The 19,485-nt window shown below is 66.4% G+C and carries 17 protein-coding genes; 13 read left to right on the top strand and 4 right to left on the bottom strand.

The genetic code is table 11. The features are described 5' to 3' along the window. Nucleotides 1-119 precede the first annotated feature (119 nt). Genes OXC99_13030 through OXC99_13010 form a run of 5 tightly spaced genes read left to right on the top strand, consistent with a single transcriptional unit; the run spans nt 120 to nt 4,975 of the window. Complete coding sequence (locus tag OXC99_13030) at nt 120-623, top strand: hypothetical protein (protein ID MCY4625906.1); 504 nt, start codon at nt 120-122, stop codon at nt 621-623. A 39-nt stretch (nt 624-662) separates the two neighbouring features. Beyond that, entirely contained in the window at nt 663-1,988 is a 1,326-nt protein-coding gene (locus OXC99_13025; protein ID MCY4625905.1) for an MFS transporter, read from the top strand. A gap of 5 nt (nt 1,989-1,993) precedes the next feature. Continuing rightward, nucleotides 1,994-3,274, top strand: a complete 1,281-nt coding sequence (locus OXC99_13020; protein MCY4625904.1) for an MFS transporter — start codon at nt 1,994-1,996, stop codon at nt 3,272-3,274. A 48-nt stretch (nt 3,275-3,322) separates the two neighbouring features. Further along, nucleotides 3,323-4,510, top strand: a complete 1,188-nt coding sequence (locus OXC99_13015) for an acyltransferase family protein (protein ID MCY4625903.1) — start codon at nt 3,323-3,325, stop codon at nt 4,508-4,510. A gap of 60 nt (nt 4,511-4,570) precedes the next feature. Continuing rightward, on the top strand, nt 4,571-4,975 hold the full coding sequence (locus OXC99_13010) for a hypothetical protein (protein MCY4625902.1): 405 nt from the start codon (nt 4,571-4,573) through the stop codon (nt 4,973-4,975). Here OXC99_13010 and OXC99_13005 read toward each other — a convergent pair. The 3 genes from OXC99_13005 to OXC99_12995 all read right to left on the bottom strand — a co-directional run bounded on the left by OXC99_13005 (nt 4,953) and on the right by OXC99_12995 (nt 7,590). Continuing rightward, nucleotides 4,953-5,681: a DNA alkylation repair protein gene (locus tag OXC99_13005; GenBank protein ID MCY4625901.1), complete on the bottom strand. Its 729-nt coding sequence runs from the start codon at nt 5,679-5,681 to the stop codon at nt 4,953-4,955. The two genes, OXC99_13010 and OXC99_13005, sit on opposite strands and share 23 nt — an antisense overlap. 30 nt (nt 5,682-5,711) lie before the next feature. Continuing rightward, a complete protein-coding gene (locus OXC99_13000; protein MCY4625900.1) occupies nt 5,712-6,128 on the bottom strand; it encodes a DUF1761 domain-containing protein in 417 nt (138 codons plus the stop codon). A 139-nt stretch (nt 6,129-6,267) separates the two neighbouring features. Then, complete coding sequence (locus OXC99_12995) at nt 6,268-7,590, bottom strand: MFS transporter (protein ID MCY4625899.1); 1,323 nt, start codon at nt 7,588-7,590, stop codon at nt 6,268-6,270. Nucleotides 7,591-7,673: 83 nt separating this feature from the next. On the opposite strand from OXC99_12995, the gene OXC99_12990 reads away from it, so the two are divergent. The 5 genes from OXC99_12990 to fdhF all read left to right on the top strand — a co-directional run bounded on the left by OXC99_12990 (nt 7,674) and on the right by fdhF (nt 17,225). Continuing rightward, entirely contained in the window at nt 7,674-8,669 is a 996-nt protein-coding gene (locus OXC99_12990) for a hypothetical protein (GenBank protein ID MCY4625898.1), read from the top strand. A gap of 244 nt (nt 8,670-8,913) precedes the next feature. After that, nucleotides 8,914-10,485 carry a von Willebrand factor type A domain-containing protein gene (locus OXC99_12985; GenBank protein ID MCY4625897.1) on the top strand — a complete coding sequence of 524 codons (1,572 nt, stop codon included), beginning with the start codon at nt 8,914-8,916 and terminating at the stop codon, nt 10,483-10,485. Nucleotides 10,486-11,049: 564 nt separating this feature from the next. Further along, the gene (locus OXC99_12980) at nt 11,050-12,612 is read left to right on the top strand and encodes a von Willebrand factor type A domain-containing protein (protein ID MCY4625896.1); all 1,563 of its coding nucleotides are present in this window, start codon (nt 11,050-11,052) and stop codon (nt 12,610-12,612) included. Between the two features lie 157 nt (nt 12,613-12,769). After that, nucleotides 12,770-14,398 carry an SLBB domain-containing protein gene (locus OXC99_12975; GenBank protein ID MCY4625895.1) on the top strand — a complete coding sequence of 543 codons (1,629 nt, stop codon included), beginning with the start codon at nt 12,770-12,772 and terminating at the stop codon, nt 14,396-14,398. 109 nt (nt 14,399-14,507) lie between these two features. Further along, nucleotides 14,508-17,225 (top strand): formate dehydrogenase subunit alpha, encoded by a 2,718-nt coding sequence (gene fdhF / locus OXC99_12970; GenBank protein MCY4625894.1) that lies wholly within the window; start codon nt 14,508-14,510, stop codon nt 17,223-17,225. A 105-nt stretch (nt 17,226-17,330) separates the two neighbouring features. Here the strand turns inward: fdhF and OXC99_12965 are convergent, their stop codons facing one another. After that, the gene (locus OXC99_12965; GenBank protein MCY4625893.1) at nt 17,331-17,915 is read right to left on the bottom strand and encodes an ATP-binding protein; all 585 of its coding nucleotides are present in this window, start codon (nt 17,913-17,915) and stop codon (nt 17,331-17,333) included. A gap of 96 nt (nt 17,916-18,011) precedes the next feature. On the opposite strand from OXC99_12965, the gene OXC99_12960 reads away from it, so the two are divergent. The 3 genes from OXC99_12960 to OXC99_12950 all read left to right on the top strand — a co-directional run bounded on the left by OXC99_12960 (nt 18,012) and on the right by OXC99_12950 (nt 19,295). Further along, nucleotides 18,012-18,215 carry a hypothetical protein gene (locus OXC99_12960; GenBank protein MCY4625892.1) on the top strand — a complete coding sequence of 68 codons (204 nt, stop codon included), beginning with the start codon at nt 18,012-18,014 and terminating at the stop codon, nt 18,213-18,215. A gap of 95 nt (nt 18,216-18,310) precedes the next feature. After that, on the top strand, nt 18,311-18,460 hold the full coding sequence (locus OXC99_12955; protein MCY4625891.1) for a hypothetical protein: 150 nt from the start codon (nt 18,311-18,313) through the stop codon (nt 18,458-18,460). Between the two features lie 67 nt (nt 18,461-18,527). Continuing rightward, complete coding sequence (locus OXC99_12950; protein ID MCY4625890.1) at nt 18,528-19,295, top strand: class II aldolase/adducin family protein; 768 nt, start codon at nt 18,528-18,530, stop codon at nt 19,293-19,295. Nucleotides 19,296-19,485 lie beyond the last annotated feature (190 nt).

Genomic DNA, 19,485 nt, shown 5'->3' with positions numbered 1-19,485 from the left:
GACGAAGAGGTCCCGGGTTCAAATCCCGGCTCCCCGACCAACAGACGCTCCAGGGGGTGGACTGCTATGGTTCACCCCTTTTGCTATAGTTGCGGGAGCCCATTGCAGAGGAGGTCTGCGTGACCACGGAATTCAGGGAGGGCACGGTTCATCCCATGGTGGCGGCCGCGCTCACGGCGCTCGGAATCGAGCACGAGATCGTGCCCTGTGACCCCAACTTCGCCGACACGGCGGAGTTCTGCAGCAAGTACGGCTATCCCATGGAAACGAGCGCCAACACCATCATCGTTGCGTCCACCCGGGGGGCGAAGGTCCACTGCGCCTGCCTCGTGCAGGCGTCCAGGCGGCTCGACGTCAACCACACGGTGAAGGGGCTTATGGGCGTGTCCCGCGCCTCCTTCGCCACCGCCGCCGAGACCAAGGACCTCACCGGCATGGAGATCGGCGGGGTCACCGTCTTCGGGCTGCCCAGGGACATCCCGCTCTACGTCGACGCCGCCATGATGGACCAGCCCTACCTCATCGTCGGCGCGGGCTCCCGCACAGCGAAGGTGCGGCTCGTCCCCGCCGAGTTCGCTAAGATCCCCAACTGCACCGTCATCGAGGGGCTGTCGATGGCCTAGGAGGAACTGCGCCGCCGAGGCATTCGGCCGCGCGCTGCAATGACGTCCACGCCGAGGGTCTTCTACGGCTGGTACCTGGTAGGGATCGCCCTTGTGAGCGGCGCATTCCAGACCGGCGTGGGCATCTGGGGCGTCAGCGTCTTCGTGAACCCCATGGAGGAGGACCTCGGCTGGTCCCGCGCCTCCTTCTTCCTCGCCCTCACCATCCGCACGGGGCTGACGGGCCTCCTCTCGCCCATCGTCGGCCCGTGGCGCGACACCGCCAACGGCCCGCGCATGCTCATGTTCTTCGGCTCGCTGATCCTCGGCGGCTCCCTCATCGCCCTCAAGTGGGTGGACAATATCTGGGAGTTCTACCTCTTCTTCGGGGTGCTGGGCGCGATCGGCTCCCAGGGTTCGGGCGGCATCGTCACCCAGACCATCCTGCCCAAGTGGTTCATACGCCGCCGCGGGCGGGCGATGGGCATCGCTTCCATGGGCGGCGCGATGGGGCCTCTCTTCTTCCCCATCACCATATTCGGCATCATCTCGCTGATGGGCTGGCGCGACGCCTGGTTCTTCCTGGGCGTCATCTCGTTGGTGTTGTTGGTGCCCCTCTCCTTCATGCTGCGCACCAACCCCGAGGACGTTGGCCTGCTCCCCGACGGCGACCGCGACCACGCCTCCGACGAGCCGTCGACGCCGAGGAGCGAGCGCCCGCCTCAGTCACGCCCACGCCCAAGTCGCGCCTACGAGGTGAGCCTGACAGGGAGGCAAGCGCTCAGGTCGCCCGCCTTCTGGCTCATCATTCTGGCGTTCGGTCTGGGCGGACTTGGCCTGCAGGGGTTCCAGGCCAACTGGATACCGTATTTGGAGGGCAAGGGCTTCGCCGCAGGAACCGCCGCGATTGCCATCACCGTCTACGGCATCTTCTCCGTCTCCGCCCGCATGCTGTGGGGCCTCCTGGCCGACCACTTCATGGTGCGCTACCTCATCGTCATCCAGTCGTTGCTCACGGCGGCCAGCGTACTGTTGCTGATCTACGTCATTGGCCCAGTCATGCTCTTTGTGTTCGTCATCGCCTTCGGGCTGACCATGGGCGGTTCCTTCCTGCTGCGGCCACTCATCGTCGCTAACTACTTCGGCCGGGAGCACATTGGCGCCATCACCGGCTACATGCGGCCCTTCCAGGCGACGACGGCGGCCCTTGGCCCCGTCGTGGTGGCCCTTGCCTACGATGCCCAGGGTTCCTACTTCTGGAGTTTCGTGGCTGTTATGATCGGCTACGCATCCACGGCGGCCGTTATCATGCTGGCCAAGCCGCCGCGAGAGCAGCTGGAACGCCAGACGATGTCCTCTCAGTCCCTGGGCGGTGCGCCGCGATGAACATCATGCCGAGGATCTTCTACGGCTGGAACCTGGTGGGCGTCTCTCTGGTGAGCGGCGCCTTCAACGCCGGCGTTGCCATGTGGGGCCTCGGAGTCTTCGCGTCCTCCATGGAAGGAGAGCTCGGGTGGTCCCGGTCGGCCCTCTTTCTTGGGCTGACCATACGCACAGGCATGTCCGGCCTGTTCTCGCCTATTGTGGGCCCCTGGCGCGACACGACAAACGGCCCTCGAGCGCTCATGCTGTTCGGCGCCATCATCCTGGGCCTCTCCCTGATGGCGCTCAAGTGGGTGGACAGCCTGTGGCAGTTCTACCTCTTCTTTGGCGTTATCGGGGCGCTGGGCTCCCTCGGCGCGGGTGGCATGCTGACCCAGACCATCCTGCCCAAGTGGTTCATCCGACGCCGGGGCATCGCCCTCGGAATCGCCTCAACCGGCGGCGCGATGGGGCCCCTCTTCTTCCCCATCTCCATCTTCGCCCTCATCTCCCTTCTGGGTTGGCGCGACGCCTGGTTCACGCTGGGGGCGTTGGCGATCGTGGTGCTCGTGCCCCTCTCATTGACGGTGCGCACTAACCCGGAGGACATCGGCCTTCTGCCCGACGGCGACACCGAGCCGGCCACCCCCGTGCCGTCCGGCGGCGCCGGCTCGCGCCCCAGCCGCGCCAACGAGGTCAGCCTGACCGGGCGGCAAGCCCTGAGGACAACGTCATTCTGGCTCATCATCCTGGCCTTTGGTCTGGGCGGACTGGGCCAGCAGGGCTTCCAGTCAAACTGGGTCCCCTACATGGAGGGCGTGGGGTTCGAGTCGAGCACCGCGGCGCTCGCCATCACGGTCTACGGCATCTTCTCCGTCAGCGCCCGGCTCTGGTGGGGCATCCTTGCCGACCGCTACCAGGTGCGCTATCTCCTCGTCATCCAGTCCCTCATGACCGGCACGAGCGTCCTGCTGCTCATCTACGTCATGGGGCCGTTCATGCTCTTCGCCTTCGTCATCACCTTCGGCGCGACCATGGGCGGCGGCTTCATGATGCGCCCACTCATCGTCGCCAACTACTTCGGCCGAGGTCATATCGGCGCCATCACCGGCTACATGCGCCCCTTCCAGGGCGTGACGACGGCCATCGGGCCTGTGGTCGTCGCCCTCGTCTACGACACCCTCGGGTCGTACTTCTGGAGCTTCGTCGCCGTCATGGTCGGCTACGCCTTCACCGCCGCGGTCATCATCCTCGCGAAGCCGCCGCGCCAGCAGATGGAGCGACAGCAGGAAACAGCCCGCGTGGAGTAGCGGCCTCCCAACCTTCCCCGCCCGGTGCCGCTGCCCTACCATGTCCGCATGGCCGCAAACCCGAGCTCCACTCCCACACCCGAAGCCGCGCAGCCGGCACCCCGCTACCACGACCTCGACGCACTGCGCGCCACGGCGATGCTCCTCGGCATCGTCCTGCACGCCGCCCTCTTCCTCGTCCCCGACGCCTGGCCCATCCTCGACAAGAAGGCGTCCGATGACCTCCCTTACGACGATGTCGTCAGCGCTATCCACGGCTTCCGCATGCCGGTCTTCTTCTTGCTGAGCGGTTTCTTTACCGCCATGCTCTGGCAGCGCAGAGGCCTCGGCGGCGTGCTGAGGCAGCGGCTGCAGCGTGTCGGCCTGCCGCTGGCCGTCGGCTGCGTCACCATCGTCCCGCTCAGCAATTGGGTCTGGATCCTCGTGACCGACTACAACCTCGCGAAGGAATTTCCTGCGGAGACGCCCGTGGCGTTCATGGCCGCGTGGGTCTGGTTGCTGTCCTGGTTGGACGACTTCCACCACCTCTGGTTCCTGTGGCACCTGTTATGGCTGGTGGCCCTGTTCGCCCTGCTGGCCCGGCTGGGACTATCCTTCACCCACCGGTGGGCGTGGTGGACGTTCGTGCCCCTCGTGGCCCTGCCGCAGTTCTTCATGCTCTGGATAGGGGCGGACACGAGCACCGGGCTGATCATCGCGCCCCACGTGCTGGCCTACTACGCGATGTTCTTCCTCTTCGGCGCGTTCCTCCACCAGCGAGCCGTCACCGTGCCGAAGTGGTGGGCTGCCGCCGTGGTGCCTGCGCTGCTCGGCCTCTACCCCCTCGCCGTATTCGTGCTGCGGACGGCCGTGAGGACGTATGACGACGGCGACCCGGGCACGGCGAGCGTGATATGGCTTGCCGGCACGGCAGTGCAGGTGGCCTACACGTGGCTCATGTGCTTCGGCCTCATGGGCCTCTTCCGGTGGGCGATGGTCGTGGAACGCCCCTGGGTCCGCTACGTCTCGGATTCGTCCTACTGGCTCTACCTGGCGCACCTGCCCCTGGTGGTCGCAGCGCAGCGCTGGGCGATCGACTGGGACGTCAGCGTGCACCTGAAGTTCGCGCTCATCGCAGTCGGCGCCACGCTGGTCCTGCTCGCCTCGTACCACATCGCCGTCCGCCACACTCCCGTCGGCACGTTCCTCAACGGTCCGCGTCGTCGGCGGGCGCCCGCGGAGCCGCGGGCGGCGTGAGGGTGGCGTTATACTTGTTGAAGCCAACTACGCGTTTGAGAGCTATGCGGAAGGAATTCTATGAACGTCGAGTACGCCTTCCTCTGCGACTACGCCGACCCCGGCGCCAAGCTCACCGCCGTGGGCATCGGCATCGACTCCATCTATGCTCCGAGCGTGCCCGCTCAGCATCCCCAGATCTTCGCCGTCCTCTGCCTGCGGTTCAGCCTCAACGAGACCCGCCGTACCAAGTCCTTCGAGATGTTCCTGCAGGACGCCGACGGCCAGGACGTCATCCCGCCCATTTCGACGTCGGCCGAGGTGCCCGCGCCCGCCGAGGACATGACCTATCGGACGCACCGTATGGTGCACGGCATGTACGGGCTGAACTTCCAGAAGTTCGGCGACTACCAGGTGAGCTGGGTCATGGACGGCATGGAGGTCCATGCTGTCCACTTCCGCGTCATCCAGCGGCCCGTCGGCTAAGATGCCCTCCGCTGCGTATCTTTCCGGCGTTTTTGAGCGCCTCCCGCGATGAGAGTGCACTAAGGCGGCCTCTGTTGCGGGCAACATAATCTTCGACAACCTTAAGGTCCCTCCAGGCAAGGTCGCGAAGTGCCCAGCCAATCCCCTTGCGGATGAAGAAATCACGGTCCGACAGGTTTGGCTCAATGCAGTCGAACAACAATGCCAAGTCAGTATGTTCCTTGCGGCCGACCTGGCAGAGGACCGCCGCCCTGCGCTTCCACATGTCGGTGTCGCGGCTCCAGGTCCGCATCGATGGCGCCATCTCGCCGGGGCAGCGTTCGAGCAACTCCCGCAGCCGGTGCGTGGCGATGTCGTCGACGAAGTCCCACCACGCGCCGCTGACCACCATGTGCTCGAACATGGGCAGCGTGTCGATGGTGCGGAAGGGCATGCAACGCTTGGCCCCGGACACTTCCAGGGCGGCGTAGCGCTCCTCACGATATTCGGCGCCGTCCCACAGTTCCAGGACTGCTGACTCCCACGCTTCCTTGTTGTCTGCAGGGTGATCCTTGAGGGCCGCGCGGACGAGCTTGCGCAATGCCGGCGCTTGCACCCCCCTATACGGCATCGCCGACTTCATATAAGCGCGCATCCCCTCAGCCTTGGAGGCATCCGCGTTCTCAGCCAGCGCACGGCGAATTTCTCGTACAAGCAGGTCAGTCATCAGAATCTGCGTTTCGAGGAGTCTTTCCGTCTACTGCCACGCCCCAATCAGCGTGCCGATGAGCACGGCCGCGGCCACCGGGTAGCCCGCGTTGATCAGGTAGTGCCTCAGCGCCTTGGACTCGAACATGTAGGACGTGCCGAAGGCCGTCGCCACAAGCCCCACGCTCATGATCGCGCCAAGCATCGCGCCCTCCGCCGCGTTCGCGACGCCCGCCGCCTCGGCGACGAAGGCGATCGCGATGGAGATGATCACTGAGGCGATGACCGCCACGGCGTACTGTTTGATCGGGCTCCCCTGCTCCTTGATCATCTCCATAGTCAGGTTGTTCAGCGCCATCCATGGCTTGCCGAACAGCGGCCCGTACCAGAGCGCGCCCAGGACCATGTTGAGGATGATCGCGGCCGCCACCGCCAGGTAGTTGATGTCGCCAAACGCTATCTCCATTTCCCGTCACTCCTTATGCGGATTGCAGGCCGTCCTCGCCCCCTCGTGCAAGACGCTTGCCGCGCATAGCTGGACACGGCCCGGCGGCTGCCAATTCTAGGGGCGTCGCGCGCGGTCGGCAACTGTTGCGTCCGGCGCTCTATTCTGACGCAGTCGGCGCTGCAGGCGTCGCCGGCGCCCGGAACCGCGGCGGGCGCGCAACGAGCATCAACCCCGCCGCGAGGAATGCGCCGAGGCCCATGGTCACCAGGACAGAGTCGTAGCTGCCCGTCGTGTCGAACATCCACCCCGCGATGAAGGGGCTGATGCCGCCGCCCAACGCGGCCACCGGCGCGATCATCCCCCGGATCGAGCCGAGGTACCGCCGCCCGAAGTAGTCGGCCCAAATGACGTTCTGGAACACCGGCGTCGCCCCCGCCCCGAAGCCGTAGCACGCCGCGAACACGAACAGGAACAGCATCGTCTCGGCCAGCCCCAGTGTCACCACGCCCACCGCGCCCACCGACATGCACAGGGCGCACAGGTAGCGAGGAGAGAACCGCTCCGAGAGGAACCCCACAGTCGGCTTCACGATGAACGAGCACACGGATAGTGTCACGCTGACGATGCTCGCCACGGCCAGGTCAAAGCCCTTGTCCGTGATTGCCGGCACCTGGTGAATGGTGAAGATGCCCATCGCCAGCCCCATCATCAGGAAGGAGAACATCAGCAGGTACAGGGCGGGCGTCCGCAACGCCTGCGTCAGCGTCCAGTCGATGGGGCTCTGACCGCTCGATAGCGTCGCAGTCGTCGCGCCCGCCGACCGCGCGTCCTCCGCCGTGAGCGCGCCGTCGGGGTGGAGGCCCATGTCCTCCGGCTGCCGCCGCATCGTCAGCGCCGCGATGGGGATGGTCAGCAGCCACGTCGCAACGCCCAGGATGACCCACGAGGACTGCCACCCGAACGTCGTCACCAGCACGGCGTTCAGCGGCACGAAGATGATGCTGCCGATGGGGATGCCCATGGTGTAGATGCCCATGGCCCGGCCGCGCTTGCGGACGAACCACTTGGCGACGATGGGCCCGGTGAGCACGTTGCCCGCGAAGGCAAGCTGCCCCACGCTCCACCCGACCCCGAACAGCACGTAGAAATGCCAGACCTCCGAGGCCATCGAGAGGAGCATGATGCTGCCGCCGGCTATGAAGCCGCCGCCGACGTAGAGCACGGGCGCGCCCAGCTTGCGGTCGACGATGGGGCCCATCAGCGGGCCGAGCACCGCCATGATGATGGCCCGGATGATGAACACGCCGCCCATCTCGGCCCGCGACCACCCCAGGTCGTCCGTCATCGGCCCCACGAACACGCCGATGCCCACGCCGCCGATGCCCATCCCCACGCCTGCGCCCATCATCGACGTGATGACGATCCACCAGCCGTGAAACAACGCCGGTCTTCTCGTGGCGGCCCGCTCGGTAGTCTCCATCGTAGTGCGGGCAGTGTAGCAGGGTTTCCGGCCACTGGTCCGCCGCGCCACTCCCGCCGCAACGGTGCTATACTCCTTCGGCTATGCCTGACGTACTGCTGCTCTCTGACAAAGACTTCTGGCCCCTGAGGGCCGATCCCACCTACGCCGACGGGCCCCTCGACGCCGTCGAGCGCGCCATCCGCGCCCACAATGAGGGAGTTACACGGTTCCAGGGCATCGTGGACCGCAACCCCGGCGAGTTCGAGGGCCTCCGGGTCGCGATGGCTGCCGGCGACGGCACCCTCACCGGCCTGCGCCTCTTCGGCAACCCGCCGCACACCCGCGCCTTCATGCTCTTCGACGGCACCACGCGCGCCATGATGGCGCTCATGGACTACGGGGTGCTCAACTCGCTGCGGGTGGGCGCCATCGCGGGCGTCGCCTCCAAGTACCTCGCACCCAGCGGCGCGAAGGTCCTGGGGCTGCTCGGCACCGGGTGGCAGGCCCCGCCACAGGTGCAGTCCATCACCCGCGCCGTGCCCGGCCTCCAGCGCATTCAGGTCTACAGCCCAACAAAGGCCAACCGCGAGACCTTTGCCAACATGATGTCGGAGGCCCACAACATTGAGGTGGTTCCCGTGGAGTCCATCGAGGCGGCCGTTGATGGCGCGGACATCGTCGACCTGTGCGCCCCCGGCCACTTCGACGTTCACGAGCCGCTGGTGGACCTCGAGTGGGTGAAGCCGGGCGCGCTGGTCATCTCCATGGCGGCCAAGCAGCTCAGCGAGGAGTTTGTGCTGGCCTGCCGCGTCGCCACGGTCAACTGGAACAGCCTCGCCAACGAGCCTCGGCCGCGCCCGCCCTACGACGGCCTCATCGAAAAGGGCCTCTTCTCCAAGGACGACGTCACGGAGCTCGGCCCCATCATGGACGGCGTCGCCGACCCGCGACGCTCGCCCGGCGACCGAGTCATCTACGACCTCACCGGCGGCAACGTCCACGACCTCTTCGTCGCAACATGGGGCTACGAGTGGGCCGTCTCCCAGGGCCTCGGCACGACATTCGCCCTCACTGGCGAATCGCTTCCCCGCTGGTAGCGCCCCGGCGTCCACTGTCCCTCTCACACGACGCGATGGACACCTTGGGAAGGTCCTAGTCTTCCCTTCGTGCGGAACGGCCTGCCGCGATGAAGCGTATAAGCTCGTGATGGGTTTCCATTTGACGCTCCGCTCACAGGGACCGGTTTGCGAAATCCACGCTCCAGCACGACGAAAGAGGTGGGGTGCCATGAGAATGTCAATTGCCCGGAGAGTTGGACAGGGTATGCTGGCTGTCACCGCTATGGCGCTGTTGGTAGGCGCTCTGGGGTGCGCGCCCCCTGACGATAGCTCCACAAGCTATACCACCAGTGCAAGTTACTCCGGACCACAGGGGAACGCGGGGTTGCCTGGCGTGTCGTATCAGACGCCTCCTTCCGACACCACCTTCCAGGACTACGGGAGGTCGGACTTCGTGGCGACCACTGAGGACGACGTGTCGACATTCAGCCTGGACACCGACCGGACGTCCTACCAGCTCGCGCTGAACTGGGCCAGGGAAGGATACACGGTGGAGCCGGACTCCGTACGAGCGGAGGAGGGGATCAACGCCTTCAACTACGGCTATGAACTCCCGCCGCACACAGACAGCTTTGCCATCACCTCGGACGCCATCTCGCACCCCCTGAACGGCGAAATGCACCTTGTGCGACTCGGCTTCCAGGCGCCCGAGTTCCAGGACAACGCTCCGCTCAATGTGACCCTTGTCCTCGACGCATCCGGCAGCATGGCGGACGGCAACCGAGTCGACATCGCCCGCACGGCGGCGGATACCATACGCCGCGGCATGCGCAGCAGCGACCGTCTTGCTGTTGTGCACTTCACCGACGAAGTCATTGGCCGCCTCACGGTGCGGCACACCGGTCCGGACGACCGGGACCTGCGGGACTCCATTGACGAACTTCGGCCGACTGGGTCCACCAACGTGCAGGCAGGTCTGAATGAGGGCGTGCGGCTCGCAGACCGGGCGCGCCGGGACCGGCCCAACGCTCACAACTACATCATCCTCATGTCTGACGGCGTGGCCAACGTGGACGCCACAGACCCCTTCTCCATCCTGGAGTCCGCCTATGATCCCGACAGTCGGAACCCACTGCGCCTGATCACCATCGGCGTGGGCATAAACAACTACAACGACGTGCTGCTGGAGCAGCTTGCTCAGTACGGAAACGGCTGGTACCGCTACCTCAGCAGCACTGCCCAGGCGGAGACCACCTTCAGCCGCGACAGTTGGCTCCCGCTCTCGATACCCTTCGCCGACCAGACCCGCGCCCAGGTGACCTGGAACGAAGACGCCGTGGAGTCATGGCGGCTGGTGGGCTACGAGAATCGCGTCACCTCCGATGAGTCCTTCACCGAGGACCGCAGAGAGTTTGCGGAGATTCCCATGGGTACTGCCACCACGGTGTTCTTTGAGGTGGAGTTGACCTCCCTGGGGCTCCGGGATGCTTCCCGGGGCGCCGAGCTTGGAGACGTGCAGCTACGGTGGGTCACTCCAGGAGACGGCCTGTCTAACCGCCAGTCGGAGGCAATCTCAGTCCGTGTCGGTCAGCCCACGGACGCGAATGCCGCTGCGCTGCTGGACCTCGGTGCGATGGTGGCTCTTGCAGCGGACCGTTACGCAAGTTTGCCCTACGTGGACAGCAACGACTCCGCCAATGTGCATCGGGACCTCACGGTCCTGCACGAGCGGCTGCGGTCTGTCGGCCGGAGCCTGGGCAACCTGAAGGCCTATGATGACTTTGCTTTCCTCTTGGAGAGCCTGACCGAAGGACTCCCGACTTACAGTGAGGATGAATCGGGCTACAACAGGTGAGCAGGACCTGAGGCGGATATTCACACTAACCGACACGGGGCTCTCTCTCTGGTAGGGCCCCGGCCCTGATGTGCGACCTCTCGGCGGCCTTTGAGGCGCCCCTTGCAACACTCGATAGGCGCTCGCGACAATAGTCAGTTTGTGTCAATTTCCCCGTATCTGGCCTGTAGCCAACAACCCCCCACGATGCCCCGGACCGGCCGGAACCGAAATTTCGGAGCGGGCGTATAAGTCTGTGACGCGGTTGCTAGCGCCGCGGAGGCCACAGGGGGACCACGGGTGCAGGTCCCGTTCCAGAACGACGAAAGAGGTGGGGTTCCCATGAACAGTTCATTTGCTAGAAAAATCCGACTAACCGCAACGGCCGCATGCGCCGCCGCGCTCCTGCTCGGCGCCGTCGCCTGCGGCTCCGAGGAGGATCGCAGCACATTCGCTGAAGAGAGCACTGCAACGTACCCGAGTTCCTCGAGTACTACGACTACGCTCTCGGCGCCGGAGCAGCCTGCGCCGGCGATGGCCGCGCCGACGGCTGCCCCGAGCAACCAACAGCCCTACGCTGCTTCAATGCCGCTGATGGAAGCGCCGGCGTCCGCAGACAGCCAGTCTGCAACCAAGTCGTACGATGCCGCTCCGCCCGCGGCGTCCCAGTTCAACCCCACGACCCCCGTGTACGAGGCCGCGCCCCCGTCCGCGACCAACTTCCAGGACTACCGGCAGTCCGGCTTCGAGGCCGCGGTGAACGACAGCGTCTCCACCTTCAGCCTCGACACGGACCGCACGTCCTACCAGCTCGCATTGAACTGGGCCAGGGCCGGCCACCAGGTTGACCCCGACTCCGTCCGCGCCGAGGAGTGGATCAACGCCTTCAACTACGGCTACGAGCTCCCGGCCCACGACGACAGCTTCTCCATCACCACAGAGGCCATTCCGCACCCGCTCCAGGGTGGGCTGCACTTGGTGCGCATCGGCTTCCAGGCGCCCGAGTTTCGTGACGACGTTCCGCTGAACGTGACCCTCGTGCTGGACGCCTCCGGCTCCATGGCCGACGGCAACCGCGTCGCCATCGCCCGCGAGGCCGCCGACACCATCCGGCGCAGCCTCCGCAACGATGACCGCATCGCCGTCGTCCACTTCACCAACAACGTCGTCCGTGACCTCACGGTCTCCCACACGGACCCCGGCGACCGCGGCGTCCGCTACTCCATCGACCAGCTTCGCCCTCGCGGTTCCACCAACGTGCAGGCAGGCCTCGACCAGGGCGTGCGGCTCGCCGACCGGGCCCGCCGCGACCGGCCCGACGCCCACAACTACGTCATCCTCATGTCTGACGGCGTGGCCAACGTCGACGCCACAGACCCCTTCGCCATCCTGGAGTCCGCCTACGACCGCGACGCCAAGAACCCCCTGCGCCTCATCACCATCGGCGTCGGCATCAACAACTACAATGACGTGCTGCTGGAGCAGCTGGCCCAGCACGGCAACGGCTGGTACCGCTACCTGAGCGACGTCAACCAGGCGCGCGCCACCTTCAGCCGCGACAGCTGGCTCCCCCTCTCCATCCCCTTCGCCGACCAGACCCGGGCGCAGGTGCGCTGGAACCCCGCCGTCGTCGAGTACTGGCGGCTGGTGGGCTACGAGAACCGCGTGACCTCCGACGAGTCCTTCACGCAGGATCGCAGGGAGTTTGCGGAGATCCCGATGGGCGCCGCAACCACCGTCTTCTACGAGGTCCAACTCCGCCCCAACGCGCAGCTGAACCCCACGGTCAGGCAGCACCTCGGTGAGGTGCAGCTCCGGTGGGTCGAGCCCGGCAGCGGCCTCTCGAACCGGCAGACCGAGACCCTGGCCGCCAGCTCAGGCCAACTGAACAACGCGCAGTCCGCCGCGCTCCTCGACTTCGGCGCCCTCGTCGCCTTGGCCGCTGACCGCTACGCCAGTCTGCCCGGCGTGGACAGCCGCGACGGGGCCGGCGTGCAGCGGGACCTGGCAACCATCTACGACTGGCTCCTGCCCCTCGGCAACCAGCTTGGCAGCCTGGGCTCCTACCAGGACTTTGCCTTCCTGCTGGAGCGGTTGACAAACGGGCTTCCGGTCTACCCGGAGACGGACTCCGGCTACAGCAGATAGGACGCCCGGCGTTTCGCGAGATCCTGTGAAGCGCCGGACACCTGCCTCGCACGGGCCCCGCAACTTGCGGGGCCCGTGTTGTTATTCGGACAGGGAATAGTGGCATGGCGCAAATTGCTGATTGTGGGAATGAAACCCCCATAAGTACAATGGAGCTATGGCAGACAGCACCAAATCCCACGCTCCGTTCCTCCCGATGCTCCACGACGCGATGGGGGGTTCCGAAACGATGTCGGAGGAGTCCCTGAACGCCCTCTCCAACGCCCTCCGCATCCCCGCGTCCTACGTTCATCAGGCTGCCTCCTTCTACCACTACTCCAACCTCGGCAAGGACCACGTCCTGCGAGAGGGCGCGTGCGGCGGCCCCGCCTGCTGCCTCCCCGGCGTCGGCGTTGGACGCGGCATCCCCGGCGAGGGCATCGCCTGCCCCGGCCTCTGCGACCAAGCCCCCGCGGCGCTCTCGAACGGAGCGTTCCGGGGGACCGCCGCCGACCCGTTTCTTCCGCCCCCGCCTGCCGCGAGCGTCGACGGCGTGGAGGAGGTCCTCTTCCGCGGCATCCGTACGCCGAACCTGCGCGCCCTCGACGTCTACCGCGCCAACGGCGGCTATGAGCAGCTCCGCCGCGTCGTGGAGCAGGACGACGCCGAAGAGGTGATCGCCGCCCTCCGTGCCAGCGGCCTGCTCGGCCGCGGCGGCGCGGGATTCCCCCTCGCCGCCAAGTGGCAGGCCGTCCGCGACACCCCCGGCGACCGGAAGTACGTCGTCTGCAACGCCGACGAGGGCGAGCCGGGCACCTACAAGGACCGCCCGCTCCTCCACCTCGACCCGCACCTGCTCATCGAGTCGATGGCCATCGCCGGCCACGTCGTCGGCGCGACGGCCGGCGTCATCTACCTCCGCTACGAGTACCCGGAGGCCTGCGGCGTCGTCAACGACGCCATCGCCGAGGCGGAAGCCTCAGGAGTCCTCGGCGATTTCGATCTGCAGGTCGCGAGGGGCCTCGGCTCCTACGTCTGCGGTGAGGAAACGTCGCTGCTGAACTCGCTCGAGGGCCTCGTGCCGTGGCCGCGCGAGCGCCCGCCCTTCCCGACGCAGAAGGGGCTGTGGGACCTCCCCACCGTCATCAACAACGTCGAGACTTTCTGCTCCGTGCCCTTCATCCTCGAGCGCGGCGCCGACTGGTACCGCGCCCTCGGCCGCGGCGAGAGCGCGGGCACCAAGCTCTACTCGGTCAGCGGCCGCGTCGCGCATCCCGGCCCCTACGAGCTCCCCCTCGGCGTCACGGCCCGCGAGCTCATCGAGGGTGCGGGCGGCGGCGCGCTGTCCGGCCGCGCGATCAAGGGCTACACCATCGGCGGCATCTCTGGCGGCCTCCTCGCCGCCGAGCACCTCGACATGCCCCTCGACTACGCCGCGCCGCGACAGCACGGCTTCGCCCTCGGCTCCGGCGGCGTCGTGGTATTCGACGACGCCTGCTGCGTGGTCGACCTCGTCCGCACCTGCATGCTCTTCTACGAGGCCGAGAGCTGCGGCAAGTGCTTCCCCTGCCGCGTCGGCACCGTCCGCCTCCGCGAGCGGCTCGACGCCCTGACGGGCCGCGCGGACCCAACGCCGAGCCTGATGGACGAGTTCAACGAGATCGGCGCCGCAATGTCGGCCAACTCCGCATGCGGGTTAGGGCAGGCGGCTCCCCTTGTCTTGCACGGTCTGGTACGATTCTTCGGCGAGGAGTTGGAAGCCCATAGGCAGCGTGTCTGTCCTGCAGGGGTTTGCCGCTTCCAGTAGCCGCTGCGCCCGCGGGAGGAAACTTGGCGTAACAGTCGGCCCAATCCGTTCACCCTGAGGGAAATCGAAGGGTCATACGAACGGATTGGGAGACTCGGAGGGACGGGCAATGAGCGTTACCGCAACCATCGACGGTAAGTCAGTCGACGTCCGGGAGGGGGAGTCCATCCTGGAGGCCGCGCGCCGCTGCGGCACGGACGTGCCGACGCTCTGCTATGACTCCCGCGTCGACCCCTCGGCAAGCTGCCGCATGTGCGTCGTCAAGGTCGACGGGCGCCGCCTCCCCGTCGCCTCCTGCGCCCACGCCCTGCAGGCGGACATGAACGTCACCACCTCCGACGACGAGCTCGAGGAGAACCGCAAGACCATCCTGAAGCTCGTCCTCTCCGAGAACCCCACGGAGGAGTGCCGCTCCTGCATCGAGCGCGGCCCCTGCGAGCTCCACTCGCTGGCGACGGACTACGGTGTCGAGGCGGACTACTACGACGGCGCCATCAGCGGCCGCATCCCCGAGGACAGCAACCCCTTCATCGCCCGCGACTACTCGCAGTGCATCCTTTGCTACCGCTGCACCCGCGTCTGCAACGAGTTGGAGCAGGCCCACGCCATCATCCCGGAGGGCCGCGGCTTCGGCACCAACATCGTTGCGCCCTTCCACGAGAGCCTGCTGGGCAGCAATTGCACCTTTTGCGGCCAGTGCATCCAGACGTGCCCCACCGGCGCGCTCATGGACAAGAAGATGTTGGGCAAGGCGGTTGCCGAGGACGTCACCAAGGTCCGCTCCATCTGCCCCTTCTGCGGCACCGGCTGCGGCATCGAGCTCAACGTCGCGAAGGGCGAGTTCATCGGCGTGACGCCCGACTGGGACGCCCCCGCCAGCGCCGGTTCGCTCTGCGTCAAGGGCCAGTTCGGCATCGACTTCATCCGCAGCCCCGACCGCCTCACGACGCCGCTCGTCCGCCGCGACGGCGTTCTGCAGCCCGCCACGTGGGACGAGGCGCTCACCCTCCTCGTCGACAAGTTCCAGACGGTGAAGGCCGAGTCCGGCCCCGGCGCCTTCGCCCTGTGGAGCTCGGCCCGTGCCCCTTCCGAGGGGAACTTCCTTATGCAAAAGCTGGCGCGCGCCGTCCTCGGCACCAACAACATCGACAACTGTTCGCGCACCTGACACGCCCCCACGATCGCCGGTATGGCGGTCATGGTCGGGCGCGGCGCGATGACCAACTCCATCGCCGAGCTGGAGAACGCCAAGCTCATCTTCGCGACGGGCACCAACACCACGGAGACCCATCCCGTGCTCGCGCTGCGCGTCAAGCGCGCCGTCGCCCGTGGCGCGAAGCTCATCGTCGCGGACCCGCGCCGCATCGAGCTCACAGGCATGGCCGACCGATGGCTGCGCCTGCGCATCGGCACGGACATCCCCCTCTACAACGCCATGGCCCACGTCATCATCAAGGAGGGGCTCTACAACAAGGAGTACGTGGCACGCCGCACCGAGGGGATCGAGGAGTTGGCGGAGTTCGTCAAGGGCTACACACCGCAGGTCGCGGAGAAGATCTCCGGCGTCCCCGCGCAGGACATCATCGACACCGCCCGCGAGTACGCCACCGCCGGCAACGCCTCCATCATCTACACCCTCGGCATCACCGAGCACTCCTGCGGGGTCCACAACGTGCAGTCGCTTGCCAACCTGGGCCTCCTCTGCGGCTACTTCGGCATGGAGAGTGCCGGCGTGAACCCGCTGCGCGGCCAGAACAACGTGCAGGGCGCCGGTGACGCGGGCTGCACCCCCAACTACCTCCCCGGCTACCAGCGCATCAGCAACCGCGAGGCCCGCGAGGCATGGGAGCGCGAGTGGGGCGTGCCCATCGACCCGAACCCCGGCAAGACCAAAATCTCCATCCTCGACGAAATCTTCGAGGACAAGGTCCGCTGCGTCTACATCATGGGCGAGAACACCGCCGTGTCCGACGCCAACGTGCTCAAGACCCGCGCGGCCCTGGAGCGCGTCGAGTTTCTTGTCGTGCAGGACATGTTCCTGACCGACACCGCCAAGATGGCCGACGTCGTGCTCCCCGCCGCAGCCTTCGCCGAGGTCGACGGCACCTTCTCGAACACCGAGCGCCGCGTGCAGCTCCTCAACAAGGCCGTCGAGCCGCCCGGCGAGGCCCGCGCAGACTGGGAGATCTTCCTCGACATCATCAACCGCATGGGCTACCCGCTCCACTACAACCACGCCAGCGAGGTGTGGGACGAGCAGGCGCGCAACTCGCCCATTCTGGCGGGCATCAACTACGACCGCATCCGGATGCAGGGCATCCAGTGGCCGTGCCCGACGACCGACCACCCCGGCACGCCCTACCTGCACAAGGAGGAGTTCTTCTCTGAGAAGGGCTACTTCCAGCCCGTCCCCCACGTCGACCTCGCGGAGCCGCCCGACGCGGAGTACCCGCTCATCCTGACGACGGGCCGCCGCCGTCCCACGTACCACACGGGCACCCAGACCGGCCGTGTCGACGGCTTCGAGCTGCTGGTGCCCCGCGAGGGCCTGGAGGTCCACCCGGACGACGCCGACGCGCTCGGCATCAAGGACGGCGACCTCGTCGAGATCACCTCGCGTCGTGGCAGCCTGCAACTGAACGCCATCATCACCGACAAGTCGCCTGAGGGCGTCGTCTTCATGACCTTCCACTTCCCGGAAGGCGTCCTCACCAACGTCCTCACCACAGACGCACACGACCCGGTCACAGAAACAGCCGAGTTCAAAGCCTGCGCCGTCAAGGTAGTCAAGGTCACGGAACCGGAGGAGATCCCGGCGTCAGGCTAACCCCCGTTCGTCATCCCGGCGAAGGCCGGGATCCTAACCTCCGTTCGTCATCCCGGCGAAGGCCGGGATCCAGAGGGGCGGGGATGTGGAGCGGGATGCCCGGCGCTATCTGTCGCGGCTTGGATGCGGCGCATCCTGGACAATGTCCCGTAGGACGCTCGCATAGTTGAAAGAGCCAGAGGTATCCACGCGAACAATCTTTGAAGGAACCTCCAGCGGCTCCCAGACTCCGGAGCGGACACCTTCCAGCAATTCCTCGCTGGTCATGACGTGGTGGCCGGGGCGTAGCTTGGGCGACGCCAACCGCGCCGCGTTTCGCTCCACCAAGATTTCCGGGGAGGCCGAGCAATGGACTTGAACAACCCTTGCTCCGGAGTTGTCTGCAATTTCCCCAACCTGCTCGGAGGACAGCCGTGTGGAGAAGTTGCATTCGGTAACCAGCGATGACCCTGTGCTCAATATTTGGTGGGCCACGACAAAGAGCAAGCTAATCGCGCTTCTCCCGACTTGCTGCGACCAGTCTTTGTCTCCAACGCCCAAGGATTGAAAGAGGGTATCCTTGAAGATGTCCTTTTCGTATAAGGGCATGTTTAGGTCCCGTGCCAACCTTCTTGCCAGGGTAGTCTTCCCCGAGGCGGGCGGGCCGGTCACGATCAACCACATCGGAGGTTCACGTTTCACATCACACATTCCTATCGGCGCGGAATCCCGCGAATGCGCCCTGTATTGTAACGTGCATTACAAACGTGGCGCCTCAGTTTACAACGTTGATCTAATGTTGCACTGATGAACAAAGACATGACCCTCATCCACAGCCGCTACCTCCCCTGGATGCTCGCGCTCACCGCGCTCTTCGTCGCGCGAGTGCTCGCGCAGGCGCTGCAGTGGGTGAGCCCGGTCTCCTTCCTGCCGTCCTTCGACGCGTGGCAAGGCTCCAGCTTGCCCTATCCCGCCCTGTTCGCCTCGCAGTCGCCATCATCGCGCTGCTAGCCCGAGTGCTCTTCCTCGTCCGCGCCGGCGCCGTACGCCCCGCCACGTAGAAGCACAACGCCTGTTTCATCCTTGGCGGCGTCTACTTCGCCGTCATGGCCGTCCGCCTCGTCGCCGGGCTCACCCTCCTCTCCGACGTCGAGTGGTTCGCCAGCACCCTGCCCGCCCTCTTCCACGTAGTCCTCGCCAGCTTCATCCTCCTCTTCGGCCACTACCTCTACCGGGCGGGCAAGAACGCCCGCTGACGACCCCCCACCCCACCCCAAAATGCGCTACCCTACACCCCAACACACCGCACGGAAAGGAACCCCCATGCCCTCCCAAGCCGAAGTCCGTCGACTCAAGCAGCAGGTCGCCGAGAGCTCCCACATCCTCGACCACCAGGGCCTCGTCGACTTCCACGGCCACGTCAGCGCCCGCATCCCCGGCACCAACCGGATGCTCATCAAGCCCGTCCTGAAGGCCCACAACCAGGTCACCGCCCGCGACATCATCGAGGTCGACCTCGAGTCCTACGCCGCCGGTACCGGCAGCCAGTGGAACCCCAGCCTGCAGCGCGGCCGCGTCATCGACGCGCCGGTCCCGCCCCGAGAGACGATGCTGCACGTTGCCATCATGCTCGCTCGCCCCGACGTCGGCTCCGTCGTCCACACGCACCAGCTCATCGCGACATCTATCGGCGCCGGCAACGTGCCCATTCAGGCGCTCTACAACCAGTCGCTCCCCTTCGCGCCGGAGACGCCCATCTTCCCGGAGCCGAAGCTGATCACCTCGTGGGACGACGGGGTGGCCGTCGCCGACTGCCTCGGCGGTCGCACCGCCGCCCTCCTCCGAGGCCACGGCGTCGTCGTCGTCGGCGCGACGGTCGACCACGCCGTCAGCAACACGATCTACCTGGAGCGCGCCGCCATCATGCAGGTCGTCGCCAGCATCGTCGGCACCCCCGTCCCGCTCACGCCCGAGTACGTCGCCGAGTTCGGCCCCGACTGGGAGCGCCGCGCCTCCCACGCCTACGAGTACTTCCGGTCGCTGGTGCCGTCGCTACAGGGCGGCAGCGGGCGGGGGCGAGGGGGGTCGTAGGGGCAGCGCGGGGCCGCCCGCTGCGGGCGGCTCCGCACACACACCCGTTTCAGCAGGAGGAGGAACATGCGGATAGCATTCGCAGCGCTCGCAGCCCTGGCAGTGATCGTCTCATGCGGCGGCGAGGAGGCGCCGGCATCGGCCCCCACCATCGCGCCTGCCCCGACCGCGGCGGCTCCCGCGCCGCCAT

Source organism: Chloroflexota bacterium (genome assembly GCA_026713825.1).
In the GTDB taxonomy this organism is placed as follows: Bacteria; Chloroflexota; Dehalococcoidia; order Lucifugimonadales; family UBA1127; genus UBA1127.
This window is presented reverse-complemented; position numbering and strand designations above follow the sequence as displayed.

Bases quoted from the DNA above. Each gene is read 5' to 3' on its own strand.
- OXC99_12975 (MCY4625895.1), top strand. From the start codon at position 12,770: ATGGCAGACAGCACCAAATCCCACGCTCCGTTCCTCCCGATGCTCCAC.
- OXC99_12950 (MCY4625890.1), top strand. From the start codon at position 18,528: ATGCCCTCCCAAGCCGAAGTCCGTCGACTCAAGCAGCAGGTCGCCGAG.
- OXC99_12990 (MCY4625898.1), top strand. From the start codon at position 7,674: ATGCCTGACGTACTGCTGCTCTCTGACAAAGACTTCTGGCCCCTGAGG.
- OXC99_13025 (MCY4625905.1), top strand. From the start codon at position 663: ATGACGTCCACGCCGAGGGTCTTCTACGGCTGGTACCTGGTAGGGATC.
- OXC99_12955 (MCY4625891.1), top strand. From the start codon at position 18,311: ATGGCCGTCCGCCTCGTCGCCGGGCTCACCCTCCTCTCCGACGTCGAG.
- OXC99_13005 (MCY4625901.1), bottom strand. From the start codon at position 5,681: ATGACTGACCTGCTTGTACGAGAAATTCGCCGTGCGCTGGCTGAGAAC.
- OXC99_13015 (MCY4625903.1), top strand. From the start codon at position 3,323: ATGGCCGCAAACCCGAGCTCCACTCCCACACCCGAAGCCGCGCAGCCG.
- OXC99_13020 (MCY4625904.1), top strand. From the start codon at position 1,994: ATGCCGAGGATCTTCTACGGCTGGAACCTGGTGGGCGTCTCTCTGGTG.
- OXC99_12965 (MCY4625893.1), bottom strand. From the start codon at position 17,915: ATGTGTGATGTGAAACGTGAACCTCCGATGTGGTTGATCGTGACCGGC.
- OXC99_12995 (MCY4625899.1), bottom strand. From the start codon at position 7,590: ATGGAGACTACCGAGCGGGCCGCCACGAGAAGACCGGCGTTGTTTCAC.
- OXC99_12980 (MCY4625896.1), top strand. From the start codon at position 11,050: ATGCCGCTGATGGAAGCGCCGGCGTCCGCAGACAGCCAGTCTGCAACC.
- OXC99_12960 (MCY4625892.1), top strand. From the start codon at position 18,012: ATGAACAAAGACATGACCCTCATCCACAGCCGCTACCTCCCCTGGATG.
- OXC99_12985 (MCY4625897.1), top strand. From the start codon at position 8,914: ATGGCGCTGTTGGTAGGCGCTCTGGGGTGCGCGCCCCCTGACGATAGC.
- OXC99_13000 (MCY4625900.1), bottom strand. From the start codon at position 6,128: ATGGAGATAGCGTTTGGCGACATCAACTACCTGGCGGTGGCGGCCGCG.
- OXC99_13010 (MCY4625902.1), top strand. From the start codon at position 4,571: ATGAACGTCGAGTACGCCTTCCTCTGCGACTACGCCGACCCCGGCGCC.